The organism is Pseudonocardia aurantiaca, assembly GCF_039526725.1.
GTDB lineage: Bacteria > Actinomycetota > Actinomycetes > Mycobacteriales > Pseudonocardiaceae > Pseudonocardia > Pseudonocardia aurantiaca.
The window spans coordinates 316,742-335,189 of record NZ_BAAAJG010000008.1 but is presented as its reverse complement, the minus strand read 5'-3'; the positions used below and the strand labels follow the sequence as shown (position 1 = coordinate 335,189).

Here is an 18,448-nt window from a genome sequence, read left to right as displayed (position 1 = left end):
GCGAGCGTGCCACTCCGGACGATCAATCGCGACGGGGCAAGCGTTGCGGATCGGTGAACAGCGGGGCGAGCAGATCACCGTGTTCCGCGATCCGCGCCGGCAGGTCGGCGGCGGTGAAGATCAGGTCCTCGGGACGGCGGCAGGCGCGCACCTCGTCCCACGTCACCGGAGTGGCCACGGTCGGCCGGGCCCGCCCCCGCAGCGAGTAGCTCGCGATCGTCGTCTTGTGCGGGTTGTTCTGGCTCCAGTCGACGAACACCCTGCCGCGACGGCGGGCCTTCGCCATCACGGCGGTGACCCGTCCCGGCGTCTCGGCGGCGAGCTCCTCGGCGAGCGCCTTCGCGAACTCCGACGTGCGCTCCGCGCGCGAGACCGTAACCGGCATGTACAGCTGCATGCCCTTGCCGCCGCTCGTGCGCGGGTACGCGACGAGGCCGTCCGCGGCGAGCCGGTCGGCGATCCGCTCCGCAACCCTGGAGCAGTCGACGATCGTGGTGCCCTCGCCGGGGTCCAGGTCGAACACGACCAGGTCCGGCAGCTGGTGCCCGCCCCGCGGCCCGACCCGCCACTGCGGCACGTGCAGCTCAAGCGCGGCGAGGTTGGCCGCCCACGCGAGGCCCTCGGCGTCGTCGATGAGCGGGAAGTCGGCGCTCTCCGAGCGGCCGCCGGGGGTGCCGACCCGCGCGGTCCGGATCCAGTCGGGAGCGTGGCGCGAGACGTCCTTCTCGAAGAACGACGACCGCTCCACTCCGTCCGGCCAGCGGACCATCGTCACGGCGCGGTCGCGCAGGTGGGGGAGCATCACCTCGGCGACGGCCAGGTAGTGCGCGAGCACCTCGGCCTTCGTGGTGCCGGTGAGCGGGTAGAGCACCTTGTCCGGGTTGCTGAGCTTCGCACGGCCGAAGCCGGCTGCTTTCCCACCGGCTCCCGCCGCTGGGCGCGCCGGTTCGGGGGCCTTCCCTCCTCCCGTCGCGACCTCGACCCACCGCGCGCTACGCCTGCCCGGCTCGTAGGGCGAGTCGGCGTCCTTCGCCACGACACAGGGCAGGCCCTGTTGCGCGGCCGCCGCGACCACTTCCTGCCCTGCGTCCGGGAAGACCGGCGCGAGCTTCCAGTGCGGGCCGTTCAGCGGCAGCCGCTCCAGCAGCGCCCGGCGCTCCCGCAACGGCAACGGACACGTGTCACGGCCGTCGAGGTGCAGCAGGTCGCCGATCCACAGCTCGGCCCGCTCGACCGGACCGGCCAGCTCGCCGTCCAGCAGCACCGGAGTCGCGCCGAGCGACGGGCCGAGCTCCCGCAGCCGCGGGACGGTGACCTCGCCGCCGTCCCCGTCGGTGATCCTGGCCCGCCCGCCGTCGACCCGGATGATCACCCGCCGCCCGCCGAAGCCGACCTGCAGCCACCAGTCGGTCCCGTCGCCGGCCTGGGGGAGGGGCCCGGCTGTGGGGAGCATCGGCAGCGCGTCGTGGGGGAGCGGGTCGCGGTCGGGGACCGGGTCGGAGCGGCGCAGCAGCCAGTTGTCCTTGCCCCGGTCGCCGCCCCCGCCGTCGCGGTCGGTGCGGATGAACACGAACCGGCCTGCCGCCCGCTCGCCGCGCATCCGCACGATGACCTCGCGCGAGTTCCACTTCTCGGTCTCGTAGGTGCCGGTGTCCCAGATCGTCATGGCGCCGCCGCCGTACTCGCCAGCCGGGATCTCCCCTGAGAAGTCGAGGTACTCGATGGGATGGTCCTCGGTGCGCACGGCCAGTCGCACCGTCTCCGTGTCGGTGGGCAGGCCCTTCGGGACCGCCCACGACGCCAGCACTCCGTCGCGCTCCAGGCGGACGTCCCAGTGCAGCCGCCGCGCGTGGTGCTCCTGGATGACGAACCGGTGCCCCTCGCCGGACGCGACCGGGTCGTCATCGGGTACGGGCTCCGGCGTCCGCCGCGCGTCGCGCTTGCGGCGGTACTCGTCGAGCGGCACGTGTACAGGCTAGTGCGGTGGCCACCAACGTTGCCGGGGTGATCGCGGGATCAGAACGGCGCCTCGCAAGGCGCCCCCGCACCCTCGTACCGGGCGTACTCGGGTGCGGGGGCAACGCGGCGAGGCGTCGTTCTGGCCCGCGAGGACCCGGCGGACGTTTGTGGCCACCGCACTGGTTATCCCGTCCAGAGCATCTTGCGCCCGATGGAGGGCGGATGTGAACATAGGCTTGCCTCAACAAAGGAGCGCCTGTGTACGTCTGCATCTGCCACGCGGTGCCGGACACCGAGATCCGGTCTTGCATCGCGCGCGGGGCGCGCTCCATCGAGGATGTCGGGGACGCCTGTGGGGCAGGCACCGGCTGCGGCTCGTGCCACGACCACATCGACGTCTTCCTCGCCGCCGCGCACGCGCCGTCCGAACTCGCCGGTCTGCCGGCCACGGCGTGATCAGCGTCCCCTTCTGGATAGCCTGACCTGCGGGAAGGCGATCCTGGGTCGGCCACGATCGTGGATTCGGGCTAACGTCGCGGCGATCCTGTCCGCCGACGAAGCGAGGACCGCCATGCGTGGCGACGCCGAGATCATCGCGCTGCTCAACGAGCAGCTCACCAGTGAGCTGACCGCCATCAACCAGTACTTCCTGCACGCGAAGATGCAGCAGAACTGGGGGCTCACGAAGCTCGCGGAGTACACGAGGGCCGAGTCCCTCGACGAGATGCGGCACGCGGAGAAGATCACCGACCGCATCCTGTTCCTCGAGGGCCTGCCGAACTACCAGCGGCTCTTCTCGCTCCGGATCGGCCAGACCGTGCGCGAGCAGCTGCAGTCCGACCTCGCCATCGAGGTCGAGGTCGTCGAGCGACTGCGCCCCGGCATCACGATGTGCCGGGAGAAGGGCGACCACACGACCGCGAACCTGTTCGAGGAGATCCTCGCCGACGAGGAGCACCACATCGACTACATCGAGACCAACCTCGAACTGATGGACCGTCTCGGCGAGCAGCTCTACCTGGCGCAGCTCGTGGACCAGCCGCCCACCGCAGGCTGACCGCTCACCGACAACTCGATCACAGATCCCGTCCACGCCGCCGTCCCGGTGGCTACTGGCTCGGTGACAGCCGAGCGGGGATCGAAGATATACGGGCTCGTGGCACGATTTCGCAGGTGACCAGCAGACCCGACGCAGCGCAGCACCTACGCGACCTCGCGCGGCTGCGCCGCGTCCGCGACCGGATCGACCGGGAGTACGCCAAACCACTCAACGTCGAGGCGCTCGCCCGCGGCGCGCACATGTCGGCCGGGCACCTGAGCCGAGAGTTCCGGCGCGCCTACGGCGAGGCGCCGTACTCCTATCTGATGACGCGGCGCATCGAGCGCGCGATGGCGCTGCTGCGTCGTGGCGACCTCAGCGTCACCGAGGTCTGCTTCGCGGTCGGCTGCTCGTCGCTGGGCACCTTCAGCACACGATTCACCGAGCTGGTCGGTGTGCCGCCCAGCGTCTACCGGCGCCAGGTGGCGACGGCGGGGATGCCGCCGTGCGTGGCGAAACAGGTGACCAGACCGATCAGGAATCGAGAAGCGCCGGTCACCGAGCCGCACCTAGCGTGACCGCCATGGAAATCACCATTCACACGAGCTTCCTCCCGCACGACGACCCGGACGCCGCCCTGGCCTTCTACCGCGACACCCTCGGCTTCGAGGTCCGCAACGACGTCGGAAACGGCAAGATGCGCTGGATCACGGTCGGCCCCGCCGGCCAGCCCGGCACGTCCATCCTCCTGGCGCCGCCGGCCGCCGACCCCGGCATCACCGGCGACGAGCGCCGCACCATCGCCGAGATGATGGCCAAGGGCACCTACGGCTGGATCCTGCTGGCTACCCCCGACCTCGATGGCACCTTCGAGAAGCTGCAGGCCAGCGACGCCGAGGTCGTCCAGGAGCCGACAGAACAGCCGTGGGGCGTTCGCGACTGCGCCTTCCGCGATCCCGCGGGCAACATGATCCGCATCCAGGAGCTGTGCTGAGCTGACCGGCGATCGCAGCCACGATCTGCCAGACGGCACAGTGACGAAGCTCGGGCACGACGTCGGTGGCGGCCGCCTGGCAGCCACCGGCACCGACCCCGTCCGCAACGTCCCCCGTCACGGCCGATAACGGCCGACCCCGCTCCCGCACGCCACCTCGTACCTTGCGTCGCTGTCCTTCGGCTGGGACGGCGGGGCACTGCTGCCGTCGATCGTCACCACCAACGTCTACAACCGGCTGAAGGTCCGACCCGGCCGGGTCCCGACATTGCTCGTACTCGGAGGAGATCCCATTGAACTCGAACAAGTGGGTTCGACAGATTCACCGCTGGCTGTCCATCGCCTTCACGGTGACCGTCATCGCCTGCTTCGTCGCCTTAGGACAGGAGGAGCCTGCCAGCTGGGTGTTCTACCTGCCGCTGCTCCCGCTCGCCTTGCTCCTGTTCACCGGTCTGTACTTGTTCGTGCTGCCGTATGCCATCAGGTGGCGCAGCGGGCGACTCACCGCTCGAGAGGGCTGACCCGGGCCTACACCGGATCAGGTAGACATCGGACCGTTGCCGCGACCGCGCCGCCGAAGGAGAACGAGCCAGGCGACGCAGACGGAGACCGCGAAGGCGGCCCGCCTCACAGATGGAGACACGATGAGCATTGCCACGATGACGGACACGCAGTCGCCCGCGCTGCATGCTGCCGACAGCCACGATCTGATCCGGGTGCACGGCGCGCGCGTGAACAACCTCAAGGACGTCAGCGTCGAGATCCCGAAGCGCCGGCTGACGGTGTTCACCGGCGTCTCCGGCTCGGGCAAGAGCTCGCTGGTGTTCCACACGATCGCCGCGGAGTCGCAGCGGATGATCAACGAGACCTACAGCGCCTTCGTGCAGGGCTTCATGCCGACGCTGGCGCGGCCCGATGTCGACGTCCTCGACGGGCTGACGACCGCGATCATCGTCGACCAGCAGCGGATGGGTACCGACCCCCGCTCCACCGTCGGCACCGCCACCGACGCCAACGCGATGCTACGCATCCTCTTCAGCCGGCTCGGGCAGCCGTACCTCGGCTCCGCCCAGGCATTCTCCTTCAACGTCGCCTCGATCAGTGGAGCGGGCGCGGTCACGATCGAGCGCGCTGGGAAGACCATGAAGGAGCGGCGCAGCTTCAGCATCACCGGCGGCATGTGTCCGCGGTGTGAGGGCCGGGGCTCGGTCAACGACATCGACCTTTCTGCGCTGTACGACGACAGCAAGTCGCTCAACGAGGGTGCGCTCACGATCCCCGGCTACAGCATGGACGGCTGGTACGGCCGCATCTACCGCGGGTGCGGGTACTTCGACCCGGACAAGCCGATCGCCAGGTTCACCAAGAAGGAACTGCACGACCTGCTCCACCGGGAGCCGACCAAGATCAAGGTCGAGGGCATCAACCTGACGTACGCCGGGCTGATCCCGACGATCCAGAAGTCGTACCTGTCCAAGGACGTCGACGCGCTGCAGCCGCACATCCGCGCCTTCGTGGAGCGTGCGGTCACCTTCACCACCTGCCCCGAGTGCGGCGGCACCCGGCTCAGTGAGGCGGCCCGCTCGTCGAAGATCAAGGGAATCAGCATCGCCGACGCCTGCGCGATGCAGATCAGCGACCTCGCCGCGTGGGCGCGCGACCTCGCCGAGCCGTCGGTGGCGCCGCTGCTCACGACCCTCCGGCACACCCTCGACTCGTTCGTGAAGATCGGGCTGGGCTACCTCTCGCTCGACCGGCCGTCGGGCACGCTGTCGGGCGGCGAGGCGCAGCGCACCAAGATGATCCGCCACCTCGGCTCCTCGCTCACCGACGTCACCTACGTCTTCGACGAACCCACCATCGGGTTGCACCCGCACGACATCCAGCGGATGAACAACCTGCTGCTCCAGCTGCGCGACAAGGGCAACACGGTGCTCGTCGTGGAGCACAAGCCGGAGGCGATCGCGATCGCCGACCACGTCGTCGACCTCGGCCCGCGCGCCGGCACCGCCGGTGGCGAGGTGGTGTTCGAGGGCACCGTCGAGGGACTGCGGGCCAGTGGCACGCTCACCGGGCGGCACCTCGACGACCGCGCCTCCCTGAAGCCGTCGGTGCGCACGCCGTCGGGGGCACTGGGGGTGCGCGGCGCCGACACCCACAACCTGCAGGGTGTCGACGTCGACATCCCGCTCGGCGTGCTGGTCGTGGTGACCGGCGTGGCGGGCTCGGGCAAGAGCTCGCTGATCCACGGTTCGGTGGCCGGCCGGGACGGGGTGGTGGCGATCGACCAGGGCGCGATCCGCGGCTCGCGACGAAGCAACCCGGCCACGTACACCGGACTGCTCGACCCGATCCGCAAGGCCTTCGCGAAGGCCAACGGCGTGAAGCCGGCGCTGTTCAGCGCCAACTCCGAGGGCGCCTGCCCCAGCTGCAACGGTGCCGGAGTCATCTACACCGACCTGGCGATGATGGCAGGCGTTGCCACCACCTGCGAGCTGTGCGAGGGGAAGCGGTTCGACGCGGCGGTGCTCGAGTACCACTTCGGCGGCCGCGATATCAGCGAGGTGCTCGCGATGTCGGTGGCCGAGGCCGAGGAGTTCTTCGGCGCAGGCGAGGCGCGCACGCCGGCCGCACACAAGATCCTCGAGCGGCTCGCCGACGTCGGGCTCGGCTACCTCACCATCGGCCAGCCGCTCACCTCACTGTCCGGCGGCGAGCGGCAGCGGCTCAAGCTGGCCACCCACATGGCTGAGAAGGGCGGCGTCTACGTCCTCGACGAGCCGACCACCGGCCTCCACCTCGCCGACGTCGAGCAGTTGCTCGGCCTGCTCGACCGGCTCGTCGACTCCGGCAAGTCGGTCATCGTCATCGAGCATCACCAGGCGGTCATGGCGCACGCCGACTGGATCATCGACCTCGGACCCGGCGCCGGCCACGACGGCGGCCGGATCGTCTTCGAGGGCACACCCGCCGACCTCGTTGCCGCTCGATCCACCCTGACGGGCGAGCACCTCGCGGCCTACGTCGGTACCTGACCGAGGTCCTCGCGAAACCCTGTGACCGGAGCACGATGCGCGTGCGTCAGTCCAGGCAGAACTCGTTGCCCTCGGGGTCGGTCATCACGATGAAGCCGGCGCTCATCGGCGGAGCGGGCTCGTGGCGACGTACCCGTGTCGCCCCCAGCGCCACGAGCCGGTCGCACTCGGCCTCCAGCGCAGCCATCCGCTCCTCTCCCTGCAGTCCGGGAGCCGCACGGACGTCGAGGTGGAGACGGTTCTTCGCGACCTTGTCCTCCGGCACCTGCTGGAAGAACACCCGTGGGCCGTGCCCGTCCGGGTCCTCGATGGCCGATCTCGTGTTGCGCTGCTCCTCCGGTACGCCGACCCGTGCGAGGAAGTCGTCCCATGCGGCGAGCGGGTCGGCGTCCTCGGGCAGGTCGACTCCGGGCGGGCCGGGGTGGACGTAGCCAAGTACGTCGCGCCAGAAGGACGACAGCGCCCGCGGGTCGTGGGCGTCGAAGGTGACCTGGATGTGGCGGCTCATCGCAGATGATTCGCTCGCAAGCTCGCTCATCGGTTGCTCCGTTCGTAGCGGGTCTCGTGCAGGTAGATGTCGTGCAGCCAGGAGCTACCCTGGCACGTTTAGCGGACAGGATCGGTCCGCTATCTCTGGCAGGGTGGGCGACGTGGACGTGGCAGGCGGTGACGGGCGGGGTACGACCGAGCGGGTGCTCACCCTGCTCGGGCTGCTGCAGCAGCGCCCGGTCTGGACCGGCCCCGAGCTCGCCGACCGGCTCGGGGTCACGCCGCGCACCGTACGACGTGATGTCGAGCGGCTGCGCATGCTCGGCTATTCGGTGCATGCCACCCAGGGTGTCGGCGGCGGCTACCAGCTCGGCCCGGGGCAGGACCTGCCGCCGCTGCTCCTCGACGACGAGGAGGCGACCGCCACCGTGGTATCGCTGCTCGCCGGCGCGGGTGGCGGCGTCGCCGGCGCCGGCGACGCCGCGCTCCGGGCGCTGACCAAGCTCGATCGGGTGCTGCCCACCCGGCTGCGGCACGAGGTGCGCGCGCTCTCCGGCTCGGTGGAGTCCTTCGGCGGAGGCCGCACGCCGGTCGACCCCGAGGTGCTCATGACACTGGCCCGGGCCTGCCGCGACGAGGTCGAGGCCGCCTTCGACTACCCGTCCGGGAGCGAGGTGCGACGGCGGCGGGTCGAGCCCTACCGGCTGGTCGCCTCCGACCGGCGCTGGTACCTCCTCGGCTACGACCTCGACCGCGACGACTGGCGCAGCTTCCGCGTCGACCGGATGACCGCGGTGTCGCGGCGGTCCTGGCGCTTCCGCCCGCGCGAGGCCCCCGACGCCGCGACGTACGTGCAGGAGGGTGTGGCAAGCCGGGTCTACCCGCACCAGGCGCGCTTCCTCGTGCACGCGTCGGCCGACACCGTGCGCGCGCAGATTCCGGCGTCGGCGGCCGTCGTACGACGGCGAGGGAGTGAGCTCTGCGAGGTGCTCAGTGGCGCCGGCAGCCTCGACTTCGTGCTCATGCACGTACTCCTGCTCGGGCACGACTTCGAGGTACTCGACCCTCCGGAGCTCGGGAGGCGCTGTCGCGCGCTGGCGGAGAGACTACTGGCGGCCGGTGCAACGATCTCACCGGGATAGCGACGAGGCGGTTCTTCCTCAGTCGTCGAGTAGCCGCCATGCCGTGAGGGCGAGCCTCGCCCGTGTCAGTCCGGTGGGCTCGGTGAGCTCGATGCCCAGGGTCTTTCCGAGCTGTTCGATGCGGCGGGCGACGCTGCTGTGGTGCAGGTGGAGAAGGTCGGCGGCCCGGCGTTGGGAGCCGGTGGCGCAGTAGGCGTCCAGAGTCTCCAGATCTTCGGGGTTGCCGGCCATCCGGGCGATCGCGGCCACGTCGGCGTTGTCTCGTGCGGCGTCCTGGGGGGCGCGGGTGCGTCGACCAACTGGCCGTGCTGCCCACTGCATCCGGACAACAATCCGATGCAACTCCCGACCTTTAACTAGCCGATAATCGATGTTATGACAGAACTCCGGGTACGGGCATCAGGTGATACGCGGGTCCGGGCCCTCGGTGATCCCCCACATCTCCGCGAGCCGGCCATCGTCAACGCGGAAGATTTCGATGAGCATGGGCTGCGCGTCGCCATCCGGGGCCGCGATCCCATCGACAGACGAGCGGATGGCGACTTTGTCGCCGTCCACCAGGATGTCCTCGGCGACGACGCGCATATCGGGGAACTGGGCAACGACCTTGCGCCAGGCGTCCTTGCCTGCCTCGAACCCGGTGGTGCCGAGCGCGTGGCTGAAGAAGCCTGGGGTGAACAGGTCGTCGGCCTGATCGAATTGGCGGGTGTTGAAGCACTCCTGCATCCGCTGCACCAGGGCGCTCGCGTCGTCGCGTGTGGTCATCGGCGTGATCTCCTCGTGGCTGGTGGATCGGTCTGAAGGACGGTGCACTTCCATAAGCGGTGCGCCGCCCCGGTTACGACCAGCAGCATACGGTGCGCCGCCCCGGTTAAGCTAGGCGCGACATGTCCAGCCAGCCGCCTGAACGCGCCTCAGCGAAGTCGTCGGCAGCTCTCGGGAGTGACCGAGCGCTGCGGGCTGACGCGCGCCGCAATCGCGAGCGGGTCCTGCGGACCGCGCAGCAGCTGTTCGCGACCGAGGGTCTTGGCGTCTCGCTCGACGAGATCGCCCGCCACGCGGGCGTGGGCCCCGGCACCGTCCACCGGCATTTCCCCACCAAGGAGGCTCTCTATCTCGCCGTCGCGACCGATCAGCTCGAGCATCTGGTGAGGGAGGCAGAAGTGCTCGCCACCACCGACGATCCCGCCGCCCTGTTCACACAGCTGTCCCGGATGATGGCCACGGGCGCCGAGAACGTCGCTGTCAAGAGTGCGCTCGTGGCCGCCGAGTTCGACCTGCGCACCGCCGCCCCGAGGGTCGCGGCGGACCTCACACGCCAGGTCGCAGACCTGCTCGATCGCGCGCACGCAGCCGGCGTTGTGCGCGACGACCTCACTGTCGACGAGGTGATGGCACTCGTCGCCGGTGCCTTCGCCGCGATCCGCCACGCCAACGCAGAGACCAGCCGCGAACGCTCAGCCCACATCGCTCAGATCATCCTTGACGGGCTACGACCCCAATCCCGGTAGGCAAGACCCCTGCGCGTTCAGGGGGCCGGGGGTCTTGGGCTGAAGTGTTCACCTCCTGAGCACTTCACCCGGCACACTCGGTCCGTGCGTGCGGACAGGCTCGTGGCGGCCCTCCTGTTGATGCAGTCGCGCGGGCGCGTGACCGCGGCCGAGGTGGCCACCGAGCTGGAGGTGTCGGTCGCCACCGCCCGGCGCGACCTCGAGGCGCTCTCCGCGGCCGGCATCCCGGTCTACCCGCAGCAGGGGCGGGGCGGCGGCTGGACGCTGCTGGGCGGGGCTCGCACGGACCTCAGTGGGCTGACTTCCGCCGAGGCGCAGGCGCTCTTCCTCCTCGTCGGCCCGGCCGCTGCCGTCGCGCCCGAGGCCAAGGCCGCGCTGCGCAAGCTCGTGCGGGCGCTGCCCGGCCCGTTCCGGGACGAGGCCGAGGCGGCGGCCGACGCCGTCGTCATCGACCCCGCACGCTGGGGCGAGCCGGGCCGGGAGCGGCCACCGCTGGTCGCGGAGTTGCAGACGGCCGTCGTGCGCCGGCGCAAGGTCCGACTCGTCTACGTCGACCGGCTCCGCAACCGGTCCGAACGTGTGGTCGACCCGTGGGGGCTCGTCGACAAGGACGACGTCTGGTACCTCGTGGCGGGCACCGAGGCCGGGCAGCGGACGTTCCGCGTCGAGCGGATCGCCGAGGCGGTGCTGACCGACACCCCCTCGCAGCGGCCGGCCGACTTCGCGCTGGCGGAGGCCTGGGAGCAGGTCGTGGAGCAGATGGAGCAGCGTCGCGGGCTCGTCGAGGCGACGCTGCTGACCGACGCCAGGTACGTGCGGGTGCTGCGCGACCAGCACGGACGGCATTTCGCGGAGGACGGCGTGGCGGGCGACGGCCGGGTCCGGGTGCGGATCGCCGCACCTACGCCGTTGATGGTCGCGCAGCACTTGGCGGGTTGGGGTGCGCTCGTCGAGGTGCTGGGACCGGCGTCGGTGCAGGCCGAGCTCGCCCGGCTCGGTGCGGAGCTGGTCCGGAGATACGCTCCGGGCCAGGAATCGATCCAGGAGAAGCCAGCCATGCCGAGTGACGAGCCCGTCCCTCCCCCGGGCTCCTAGTCGTGCCGCACTCCGCCCTCGACGCGCTGCCGCTCACCTGCCCGATGTGCGGCCAGGACCTGTATCGACGGACCGGCTCGCTGGTGTGCCCGGCCCGGCACACGTTCGACATCGCGCGCCACGGCTACGTCAACCTCGCGGCAGGCCGGGCGCTCGTAGGAGACACCACGGCGATGGTCGTGGACCGGGACGGCTTCCTCGCCGCCGGGCACTACCGGCCGCTCGCCGAGCGCGTCGCCGCGCTGGCGGCCGACGTCCTGCCGGACACCGGTGGCCTGGTCGTCGATGCGGGTGGGGGCACCGGGTACTACCTCGCGCACGTCCTCGACGCCGCCCCGGCGGCATCGGGCCTGGTGATCGACTCCTCCGTCGCTGCCGTACGCCGGGCCGCGAAGGCCCATCCGCAGGCCGCCGCTGTCGCCTGGAACGTCTGGGAGCGGTGGCCGCTGGAGGACGGCTCGGCGCACCTCGTGCTCGACGTGTTCGCCCCCCGCAACGCCGACGAGTTCCACCGCGTGCTCCGCCGGGACGGGGCGCTGCTCGTGGTGACGCCCGCGCCCGATCATCTCGCGGAGGTGCGTGAGGTGGCCCGGCTCATCGGCGTCGACGAGCGCAAGCCGGAACGGCTGGACAAGGCGCTCGCGGCCCGGTTCCGGACGGAGACCCGCGAGCGGCTCGCGTTCGCGATGCGCCTCGACGAGGCGGGGCTGCGGCAGGTGGTCGGGATGGGGCCGAGCGCGCACCACCGCGACCCTGCCGATCAGCCCGTGCCCGGCGGGATCACGGCGACCGCGTCGTTTGTCCTCACGGTGTACCGGCCGGTTCCGCATCGGGGAACAGCCACATGAAGCTGCGGCGGGCCGCGTCCGCGTACTCGGCGCGGCCGCTCTCCAGCCCGTAGACCAGGTCCTCGAGGGCGGCGCAGCGGGCGAAGAACTCGATGCGTGGTCCGGCGCCGGGGAGCCCGCCGTACACGTCCAGCGCGGTGGTCAGGAACGCGGGCCCGAAGTCGCGGTAGAGCCGCGCGAAGTCGAGCGCCGGGTCGGTGACGGCGGCATCGGACCAGTCGATCACACCCGTGATCTCGCCGTCCTGCTCGAGCACGTGCTCGGCGCCGAGGTCGGCGTGGCAGAGCGCCCGCTGACCAGACCGCGCGGGCACGGCCGACCGGACGGCCCTCACCAGTGCAGGTGGGCCCGCCAGCTCGGAGAGCCATTCCCCCGGGTCGGCGTCCTCGACCGGCACCAGCGCCGCGACCTCGGCAGGGTCGACGGAGTGGAGGGCACGGAGGAGCCTGCCGAGCTGCTGGGCGGCTCCTGCGCCCGGCTCCCGCCCGAGCAGCGGTCGTCCGGGCAGCAGCGGGTAGGCGAGGACGCCCTCGCCGTCGGCGAAGCGGGGAACGGGCACCGGCAGCGGCAGCCGCGGTGCCAGCAGCGCGAGCAGACCCGCCTCCCGATACACCCGTTCTGGTTCGTCGGCTGCCCGCAGCACCATGTCGCCCGCCACGAACGCGACATTGTCGAGGCCCTCGCCCAGCCGGCGGAGCGGCTCCTCGGCGAGCGCGGGTGCATTCCTGCGGAGCGCGCGCCGGACGCGTCCGTGCGCGCTGTGGTCCACGCTTCACGCTAACCCGTTCGCCAAACATGGGATGTTAGGTTGTTTGCGTGGGTCTCTCGACGGTGCGGACCGGGCGTGTGTGTGACGACGTCATGGCCCAGATGGAACGGCTGATCGCCTCAGGCGAGTGGCCGGTGGGGTCGAAGATCCCGCCGGAGCCCGCCCTCGTCGCGGCGCTCGGCGTGGGCCGCAACACCGTGCGCGAGGCGGTCAGGGCGCTCGAGCACGCGGGGCTCTTGGAACCGCGCCGCGGCGACGGCACCTACGTGCGTGCGACGAGCGACCTGGGTGCTGCGCTGCTCCGCAGGGCGCGACGATCCACGGCCATGCACGTGCTTGCCGTCCGGAGCAGCCTGGAGCGCGACGCCGCCGCTGCCGCGGCGCTGAACCGCACGGAGGCCGACGTCGTCGCGATCCGGGAGGCGGCCGACGCGCGGCGGGCCGCGGCCCCCGAGGGCGGCGACCGGGGTGTGTTCGTGGCGGCCGACCTCGCGTTTCACCGGGCGGTGATCGCCGCGACCGGCAACCCGGTCCTCGTCGACCTGTACGCCGGTCTCACCGAGGCGATCCAGCGCACGGTCGCCGAGATCGACGAGCGCGATGACGATCCGGCCGCGTTCCCCGGCCACGACGAGCTGGCCGCCGCGATCATCGCGCGCGACCCGGTGGCCGCGAGGGCCGCCGCCGAGAACTACCTCGGTGCGGCCCGCGCCATCGCGGAGCGGGACCGGTGACGGCGCGCGTGGAGGAACGCGCGCCGCGGACCGGGTGGTTGCTGGCGGCCGCGATCGTGCTGGTCGCGGCGAACCTGCGGCCCGCCGTCGTCGGCGTGGCGCCGCTGCTGTCCGAGATCCAGGTCAGCGAGGGGCTCTCCGCCACGGCGGCGGGCGTGCTGACGGCGCTTCCGGTGCTGTGCTTCGGCCTGCTCGCCCCCGCCGCGCCGCGGCTCTCCCGCCGGTTCGGGATCGAGCGCACCCTGCTGCTGGCCCTCGTCGTGCTGTGCGTGGGATTCGCGGTCCGCACGCTGAGCCCGGTCGCGGCGCTGTTCGTGGGAACGGTGGTCGCGGGTTCGGCGATCGCGATCGGCAACGTCCTGCTGCCGGGCCTGATCAAGCGGGACTTCCCGCACCGCACCGGCGTGATGACCGGCCTGTACACGATGGCGATCTCGGCGGGCGGGGGGCTCGCGGCCGGCATCACCGTGCCGGTCGCGCAGGCCGCCGGCCTGGACTGGCGCGCTGCGCTCGGGACGTGGGGGGTCTTCGCGGCGCTCGCAGCCGTGTGCTGGCTGCCGCAGGCGCGGCGCGCGGGGCGGCCCGTCGCGGTCCGGGGGCCGGGCGTCGGGGGCCTCTGGCGGCAGCCGCTGGCGTGGCAGGTCACCGGGCTGATGGGGTTCCAGTCGTTCGGCTTCTACGCGTCGACCGCGTGGCTGCCCGCGGTGTTCGTCGACCGCGGGCATGACCCGGTGGCCGCGGGATGGCTCCTGTCGCTGGCGAGCATCGTCGGCGTCGGCGGTTCGATGGCGGCGCCGGTGCTGGCCACGCGATTGCCCCGGCAGCGGCTGCTCGCCGCCGGGATCGCGGTGCTGGCAGCGCTCGGGCTGCTCGGCGTGCTGCTGGTTCCCGGCGCCGAGATCGTGTCCATGGTGCTGCTCGGCGCGGCGCAAGGTGCGGCACTCGGGCTCTCGCTGACGCTGATGGCGCTGCGCTCCCCCGACGCCGCCCACGCCGCGCAGCTCTCGGGCATGGCGCAGAGCGTCGGCTATCTGGTGGCGGCGGTGGGACCGTTCGCCGTCGGCGCGCTGCACGACCTGACCGGCGCGTGGACCGTGCCGTTCCTGCTGCTCTTCGCGGCGCTCGCCGTGCAGGGGACGGCCGGAGTCCTGGCCGGCCGCGACAAGGTGCTGCGCTCCAGCACCCCGGCCGAACGGGACGTCGCCCCGGTAGCGTGATCGATCATGGTCGCGATGTACCCGGAGCCCGAGCCGCACGCCACCGGGATGCTCGACGTCGGTGACGGTAACCGCGTGTACTGGGAGTCCTGCGGCAACCGGGACGGGAAGCCCGTGGTGGTCCTGCACGGCGGCCCCGGCGCCGGCTGCCGCCGCAGCACAGCCCGCGCCTTCGACCCTGACGCGTACCGGATCGTGCTGCTCGACCAGCGCCAGTGCGGCCGCAGCACACCGCACGCGAGCGACCCGGCCACCGATCTGTCGGTCAACACCACCGAGCACCTGATCGGCGACATCGAGCGGCTGCGCGATCACCTGGGCATCGAGCAGTGGCTGGTGTACGGCGGGTCATGGGGTTCGACGCTCGGGCTCGCGTACGCGCAGCGGCACCCGGGGCGGGTGACCGAGATGCTGCTCGTGGCGATCACCACCACGAGACGCTCCGAGATCGACTGGCTCTACCACGGCCTCGGCAGCATCCTCCCTGAGCAGTGGCACCGCTTCCGGGAGGGCGTTCCGGAGGCCGAGCGCGACGGGGACCTGGTGGCGGCATACCGCCGCCTCGTCGAGAGCCCCGACGCCAGGGTGCGGGAGCAGGCGGCGCGGGACTGGCTCGCCTGGGAGGCGGCCGTGCTGTCCGTCGACCCGGACGCTCCCCCGCCCGCGTATTTCGCCGACCATCGATGGGGCATGGCGTTCGTGCGGATCGTGACGCACTACTTCCACCACGCCGCCTGGCTGGAGGAGGGCGTCCTCCTGCGGGAGGCGGGCAGGCTCGCCGGCATCCCCGGGGTGCTGGTGCACGGGAGCCTCGACCTGCAGGGCCCGCTCGTCACGGCGTGGGAGCTGGCGCGGGCGTGGCCGGAGGCCGAGCTCGTGGTGGTGAAAGGGGCCGGCCACTCGCGTCACGATGGGATGGGGGCGGCGATCAAGACCGCCGCAGACCGGTTCGCGCCCGGTGGCACCGCCCGAATCGCCTCCGCCGGTGCCGATCACCGCTGATCAGCGGCCATTGATCCGGCATCAACCCCGCAGTGGTGCCGGAATTGTCGGCGCCGGGTCCTAGGCTCGGCCCTGGCGGGCGGGGCACGCCGCGCGCCAGGGAAGATGGGACCTGGAGCATGACCGATCTGGCGGCGGCGGACGCCGCGCCTCCCGTCACCTGGGAGGAACACCGCACGGAGCTCACCGCCTACTGCTACCGCATGCTCGGTTCCTCGGCCGACGCCGAGGACGCCGTGCAGGACACGATGGTGCGGGCATGGCGCTCCTTCGACCGGTTCGAGGGCCGCTCGTCGGTCCGGTCGTGGCTCTACAAGATCGCCACGAACGTCTGCCTCACGATGCTCGACGGCCGGCAGCGGCGGGCCCGCCCCATGGACTTCGGCTCGGCAGGTTCAGCCGACGCGCCGGTGCCGGCGCAGCACCCCGAGATCTCCTGGCTCGAACCCATCCCGGATGCCCGCGTGCTGCCGACCACCGCCGACCCCGCCGAGCTCGCGGTCTCGAAGGAGTCGGTCCGCCTCGCGTTCGTCGCCGCCCTGCAGCACCTCCCCGCCCGCCAGCGGGCCGTCCTCATCCTGCGAGAGGTGCTGCAGTGGAAGGCGTCCGAGGTCGCCGAGCTGCTGGGCACCACGGTCGCGTCGGTCAACAGCGCACTTCAGCGCGCCAGGGCCACCCTCGCCGAACACGACCTCGACTCCCCCGCGCCCGACACGATGGACGCCGACCATCAGGAGTTGCTCACGCGCTACGCGGAGGCGTTCGAGCGTTACGACGTCAACGCCCTGGTCACGCTGCTGCACCAGGACGCCATCCTCAACATGCCGCCGTTCGCCCTGTGGCTGCAGGGCGTGGAGCAGATCCAGAAGTGGTGGATCGGCCCGGGCGCGCACTGCAGGGGCTCGCGGATCGTGCCGCTGGCCGCCAACGGCATGCCCGCGTTCGGGCAGTGGCGCCCCAACGGCGACGGTGACGGCTACCACGCGTGGGCCGTGCAGGTCCTGGAGATCTCCGACGGGCTGATCAGCGGATACACGTCGTTCCTCGACGTGGACACGCTGTTCCCGATGTTCGGGCTGCCGTTGCGACTCGACGCCGACGGGGAGCCGATCACGACCTGACACCCTCGGAGGCTCGCTCAGCGGGTGGGCTCCGCGCTGCCCTGCTGGTCGATAAGGGTGTTGAGCAGGTCCACGATGTGCTGCTGGCCCGCCGCGGCGGCGTCGAGCCGACCGCGGACCTCGGTGAAACCGCCGTCCACCTGGTGGAACCCGTCGTTCACCTGGCGGAACCGGTCGTCCATCTGCTGCCGGAGGTCGGCCAGGTCCTGACGCATCGCGGTGAAGCTCGACGTCGTGGCCTGGCGGAAGTCGCGGATCTCCGCGCGGATCTCCGTGACGTCGCGGTCGGCTCCCCCAGCCAGCACGCGCGCCGCGGCGGCGTCGTGCTGGCTGTGGCGGACTCGGTCGGTCAGCTCGCGGACCTGGGTCTCCAGGGCGGTGACGCGCGACTCCAGGTCGTCGGGCCGGCTCATGCCCCGGAGCGTACCGGCGGGCGGATGGGGCCCGTCAGCGTTCCGCGGACTTCGCCCACAGGTTGATCCCGCCCTCCACGGCGTGCTCGTCGATCCGGCGCAGCTCGTCGTCGCTGAACTCCAGGTTGGCCAGCGCCCCGAGGCTGTCGTCGAGCTGCGCGACGCTGCTGGCGCCGATGAGGGCCGAGGTCACCCGGGGGTCGCGCAGCGTCCAGGCCAGCGCCATCTGCGCGAGCGACTGGCCGCGGGCCTGCGCCATCTCGTTGAGCGCGCGGACGTGGGCGAGGGTCTTGTCGGTCAGCAGATCGGGCGAGAGCGACTTGCCCTGCGCGGCGCGGGAGTCGGCGGGCACACCGTCGAGGTACTTGGTCGTGAGCATGCCCTGGGCGAGCGGGGAGAACGCGATGCAGCCCACGCCGGTTTCGCCGAGCACGTCGAGGAGGTCCTCCTCGATCCACCGGTTGAGCATCGAGTACGACGGCTGGTGGATCAGCAGGGGCGTGCCCAGCTCCCGCAGGATCGCGACCGCCTCGGCGGTGCGCTCGCCGCTGTAGGAGGAGATGCCGGCGTAGAGCGCCTTGCCGGAGCGGACGGCCCGGTCGAGGGCGCCCATCGTCTCCTCGAGCGGGGTGCTCGGGTCGAAGCGGTGGCTGTAGAAGATGTCGACGTAGTCCACGCCCATGCGAGTGAGCGACTGGTCGAGGCTCGCGAGCAGGTACTTGCGGGAGCCGCCGCCCTGCCCGTAGGGGCCAGGCCACATGTCGTACCCGGCCTTGGTCGAGAGGATCAGCTCGTCGCGGTAGGGGCGGAAGTCCTGCGCGTAGATCGTGCCGAAGTTCTTCTCGGCGCTCCCGTAGGGCGGGCCGTAGTTGTTGGCCAGGTCGAAGTGCGTGACGCCGCGGTCGAACGCGCGGCGCAGGATCGCCCGCTGCGTCTCGATGGGCTTGTCGTCGCCGAAGTTGTGCCACAGCCCGAGCGAGATCGCGGGCAGGTCGAGGCCGCTGCGGCCGCAGCGGCGGAAAGTCGCGCGGCCGGAGCCGTCGGAGTCATAGCGGGCAGGATCGGCCTCGTACGTCATAC

The 18,448-nt window shown here is 71.5% G+C and carries 21 protein-coding genes; 14 read left to right on the top strand and 7 right to left on the bottom strand.

The features are described 5' to 3' along the window. Nucleotides 1–22: 22 nt before the first annotated feature. Complete coding sequence (ligD, locus tag ABD143_RS11445) at nt 23–1,966, bottom strand: non-homologous end-joining DNA ligase (RefSeq protein WP_343975497.1); 1,944 nt, start codon at nt 1,964–1,966, stop codon at nt 23–25. Nucleotides 1,967–2,217: 251 nt separating this feature from the next. On the opposite strand from ligD, the gene ABD143_RS11440 reads away from it, so the two are divergent. The 6 genes from ABD143_RS11440 (at nt 2,218) to ABD143_RS11415 (ending at nt 7,027) form a co-directional block, all read left to right on the top strand. Continuing rightward, nucleotides 2,218–2,415, top strand: coding sequence for a (2Fe-2S)-binding protein (locus ABD143_RS11440; protein WP_343975494.1), 198 nt, complete (start codon nt 2,218–2,220; stop codon nt 2,413–2,415). Nucleotides 2,416–2,530: 115 nt separating this feature from the next. Continuing rightward, nucleotides 2,531–3,016: a bacterioferritin gene (gene bfr, locus ABD143_RS11435; RefSeq protein WP_343975491.1), complete on the top strand. Its 486-nt coding sequence runs from the start codon at nt 2,531–2,533 to the stop codon at nt 3,014–3,016. Between the two features lie 116 nt (nt 3,017–3,132). Next, nucleotides 3,133–3,576, top strand: a complete 444-nt coding sequence (locus ABD143_RS11430; protein WP_343975488.1) for a helix-turn-helix transcriptional regulator — start codon at nt 3,133–3,135, stop codon at nt 3,574–3,576. Between the two features lie 5 nt (nt 3,577–3,581). After that, nucleotides 3,582–3,992, top strand: a complete 411-nt coding sequence (locus ABD143_RS11425) for a VOC family protein (protein WP_343975485.1) — start codon at nt 3,582–3,584, stop codon at nt 3,990–3,992. Nucleotides 3,993–4,285: 293 nt separating this feature from the next. Next, nucleotides 4,286–4,513 (top strand): hypothetical protein, encoded by a 228-nt coding sequence (locus ABD143_RS11420; protein ID WP_343975482.1) that lies wholly within the window; start codon nt 4,286–4,288, stop codon nt 4,511–4,513. Between the two features lie 123 nt (nt 4,514–4,636). Next, complete coding sequence (locus ABD143_RS11415) at nt 4,637–7,027, top strand: ATP-binding cassette domain-containing protein (protein ID WP_343975479.1); 2,391 nt, start codon at nt 4,637–4,639, stop codon at nt 7,025–7,027. Nucleotides 7,028–7,073: 46 nt separating this feature from the next. Here ABD143_RS11415 and ABD143_RS11410 read toward each other — a convergent pair whose 3' ends face one another. Further along, on the bottom strand, nt 7,074–7,535 hold the full coding sequence (locus tag ABD143_RS11410; RefSeq protein WP_343977300.1) for a VOC family protein: 462 nt from the start codon (nt 7,533–7,535) through the stop codon (nt 7,074–7,076). Between the two features lie 142 nt (nt 7,536–7,677). On the opposite strand from ABD143_RS11410, the gene ABD143_RS11405 reads away from it, so the two are divergent. Continuing rightward, on the top strand, nt 7,678–8,658 hold the full coding sequence (locus tag ABD143_RS11405; protein ID WP_379659681.1) for a helix-turn-helix transcriptional regulator: 981 nt from the start codon (nt 7,678–7,680) through the stop codon (nt 8,656–8,658). Nucleotides 8,659–8,676: 18 nt separating this feature from the next. On the opposite strand, the gene ABD143_RS11400 is transcribed toward ABD143_RS11405, so the two are convergent. Further along, nucleotides 8,677–8,979, bottom strand: a complete 303-nt coding sequence (locus ABD143_RS11400) for a helix-turn-helix domain-containing protein (protein WP_343975473.1) — start codon at nt 8,977–8,979, stop codon at nt 8,677–8,679. Nucleotides 8,980–9,057: 78 nt separating this feature from the next. Beyond that, nucleotides 9,058–9,423 carry an ester cyclase gene (locus ABD143_RS11395; protein ID WP_343975470.1) on the bottom strand — a complete coding sequence of 122 codons (366 nt, stop codon included), beginning with the start codon at nt 9,421–9,423 and terminating at the stop codon, nt 9,058–9,060. Nucleotides 9,424–9,545: 122 nt separating this feature from the next. Between ABD143_RS11395 and ABD143_RS11390 the strand changes: the two genes are divergently transcribed. From ABD143_RS11390 to ABD143_RS11380, 3 genes are all read left to right on the top strand, one after another. After that, on the top strand, nt 9,546–10,169 hold the full coding sequence (locus ABD143_RS11390; RefSeq protein ID WP_343975467.1) for a TetR/AcrR family transcriptional regulator: 624 nt from the start codon (nt 9,546–9,548) through the stop codon (nt 10,167–10,169). Nucleotides 10,170–10,253: 84 nt separating this feature from the next. After that, nucleotides 10,254–11,264 carry a helix-turn-helix transcriptional regulator gene (locus ABD143_RS11385; protein ID WP_343975463.1) on the top strand — a complete coding sequence of 337 codons (1,011 nt, stop codon included), beginning with the start codon at nt 10,254–10,256 and terminating at the stop codon, nt 11,262–11,264. Nucleotides 11,265–11,266: 2 nt separating this feature from the next. Continuing rightward, nucleotides 11,267–12,112 carry a putative RNA methyltransferase gene (locus ABD143_RS11380; protein WP_343975460.1) on the top strand — a complete coding sequence of 282 codons (846 nt, stop codon included), beginning with the start codon at nt 11,267–11,269 and terminating at the stop codon, nt 12,110–12,112. Here ABD143_RS11380 and ABD143_RS11375 read toward each other — a convergent pair. Then, nucleotides 12,069–12,881, bottom strand: a complete 813-nt coding sequence (locus ABD143_RS11375; protein ID WP_343975457.1) for a phosphotransferase — start codon at nt 12,879–12,881, stop codon at nt 12,069–12,071. The two genes, ABD143_RS11380 and ABD143_RS11375, sit on opposite strands and share 44 nt — an antisense overlap. 47 nt (nt 12,882–12,928) lie before the next feature. Between ABD143_RS11375 and ABD143_RS11370 the strand changes: the two genes are divergently transcribed. From ABD143_RS11370 to ABD143_RS11355, 4 genes are all read left to right on the top strand, one after another. Continuing rightward, the gene (locus tag ABD143_RS11370; RefSeq protein ID WP_343975454.1) at nt 12,929–13,615 is read left to right on the top strand and encodes a FadR/GntR family transcriptional regulator; all 687 of its coding nucleotides are present in this window, start codon (nt 12,929–12,931) and stop codon (nt 13,613–13,615) included. Beyond that, on the top strand, nt 13,612–14,832 hold the full coding sequence (locus tag ABD143_RS11365; protein WP_343975451.1) for a CynX/NimT family MFS transporter: 1,221 nt from the start codon (nt 13,612–13,614) through the stop codon (nt 14,830–14,832). Before ABD143_RS11370 ends, ABD143_RS11365 begins: the two co-directional genes overlap by 4 nt. 6 nt (nt 14,833–14,838) lie before the next feature. After that, the gene (gene pip / locus ABD143_RS11360) at nt 14,839–15,834 is read left to right on the top strand and encodes a prolyl aminopeptidase (RefSeq protein WP_343975448.1); all 996 of its coding nucleotides are present in this window, start codon (nt 14,839–14,841) and stop codon (nt 15,832–15,834) included. A gap of 119 nt (nt 15,835–15,953) precedes the next feature. Beyond that, nucleotides 15,954–16,955 carry a sigma-70 family RNA polymerase sigma factor gene (locus tag ABD143_RS11355; protein ID WP_343975445.1) on the top strand — a complete coding sequence of 334 codons (1,002 nt, stop codon included), beginning with the start codon at nt 15,954–15,956 and terminating at the stop codon, nt 16,953–16,955. A gap of 17 nt (nt 16,956–16,972) precedes the next feature. On the opposite strand, the gene ABD143_RS11350 is transcribed toward ABD143_RS11355, so the two are convergent. Both ABD143_RS11350 and mgrA read right to left on the bottom strand, forming a co-directional pair. Continuing rightward, nucleotides 16,973–17,368 carry a beta/alpha barrel domain-containing protein gene (locus ABD143_RS11350; protein WP_343975442.1) on the bottom strand — a complete coding sequence of 132 codons (396 nt, stop codon included), beginning with the start codon at nt 17,366–17,368 and terminating at the stop codon, nt 16,973–16,975. A gap of 34 nt (nt 17,369–17,402) precedes the next feature. Next, nucleotides 17,403–18,446, bottom strand: coding sequence for an L-glyceraldehyde 3-phosphate reductase (gene mgrA / locus ABD143_RS11345; protein WP_343975439.1), 1,044 nt, complete (start codon nt 18,444–18,446; stop codon nt 17,403–17,405). Between the last annotated feature and the right edge of the window lie 2 nt (nt 18,447–18,448).

What these genes read in the sequence shown, in the direction of transcription:
- bfr (WP_343975491.1), top strand. Translation starts at nt 2,531, where the DNA reads ATGCGTGGCGACGCCGAGATCATCGCGCTGCTCAACGAGCAGCTCACC.
- ABD143_RS11425 (WP_343975485.1), top strand. Translation starts at nt 3,582, where the DNA reads ATGGAAATCACCATTCACACGAGCTTCCTCCCGCACGACGACCCGGAC.
- ABD143_RS11415 (WP_343975479.1), top strand. Translation starts at nt 4,637, where the DNA reads ATGAGCATTGCCACGATGACGGACACGCAGTCGCCCGCGCTGCATGCT.
- ABD143_RS11410 (WP_343977300.1), bottom strand. Translation starts at nt 7,535, where the DNA reads ATGAGCCGCCACATCCAGGTCACCTTCGACGCCCACGACCCGCGGGCG.
- ABD143_RS11400 (WP_343975473.1), bottom strand. Translation starts at nt 8,979, where the DNA reads ATGCAGTGGGCAGCACGGCCAGTTGGTCGACGCACCCGCGCCCCCCAG.
- ABD143_RS11395 (WP_343975470.1), bottom strand. Translation starts at nt 9,423, where the DNA reads ATGACCACACGCGACGACGCGAGCGCCCTGGTGCAGCGGATGCAGGAG.
- ABD143_RS11390 (WP_343975467.1), top strand. Translation starts at nt 9,546, where the DNA reads ATGTCCAGCCAGCCGCCTGAACGCGCCTCAGCGAAGTCGTCGGCAGCT.
- pip (WP_343975448.1), top strand. Translation starts at nt 14,839, where the DNA reads ATGGTCGCGATGTACCCGGAGCCCGAGCCGCACGCCACCGGGATGCTC.
- ABD143_RS11355 (WP_343975445.1), top strand. Translation starts at nt 15,954, where the DNA reads ATGACCGATCTGGCGGCGGCGGACGCCGCGCCTCCCGTCACCTGGGAG.
- ABD143_RS11350 (WP_343975442.1), bottom strand. Translation starts at nt 17,368, where the DNA reads ATGAGCCGGCCCGACGACCTGGAGTCGCGCGTCACCGCCCTGGAGACC.
- mgrA (WP_343975439.1), bottom strand. Translation starts at nt 18,446, where the DNA reads ATGACGTACGAGGCCGATCCTGCCCGCTATGACTCCGACGGCTCCGGC.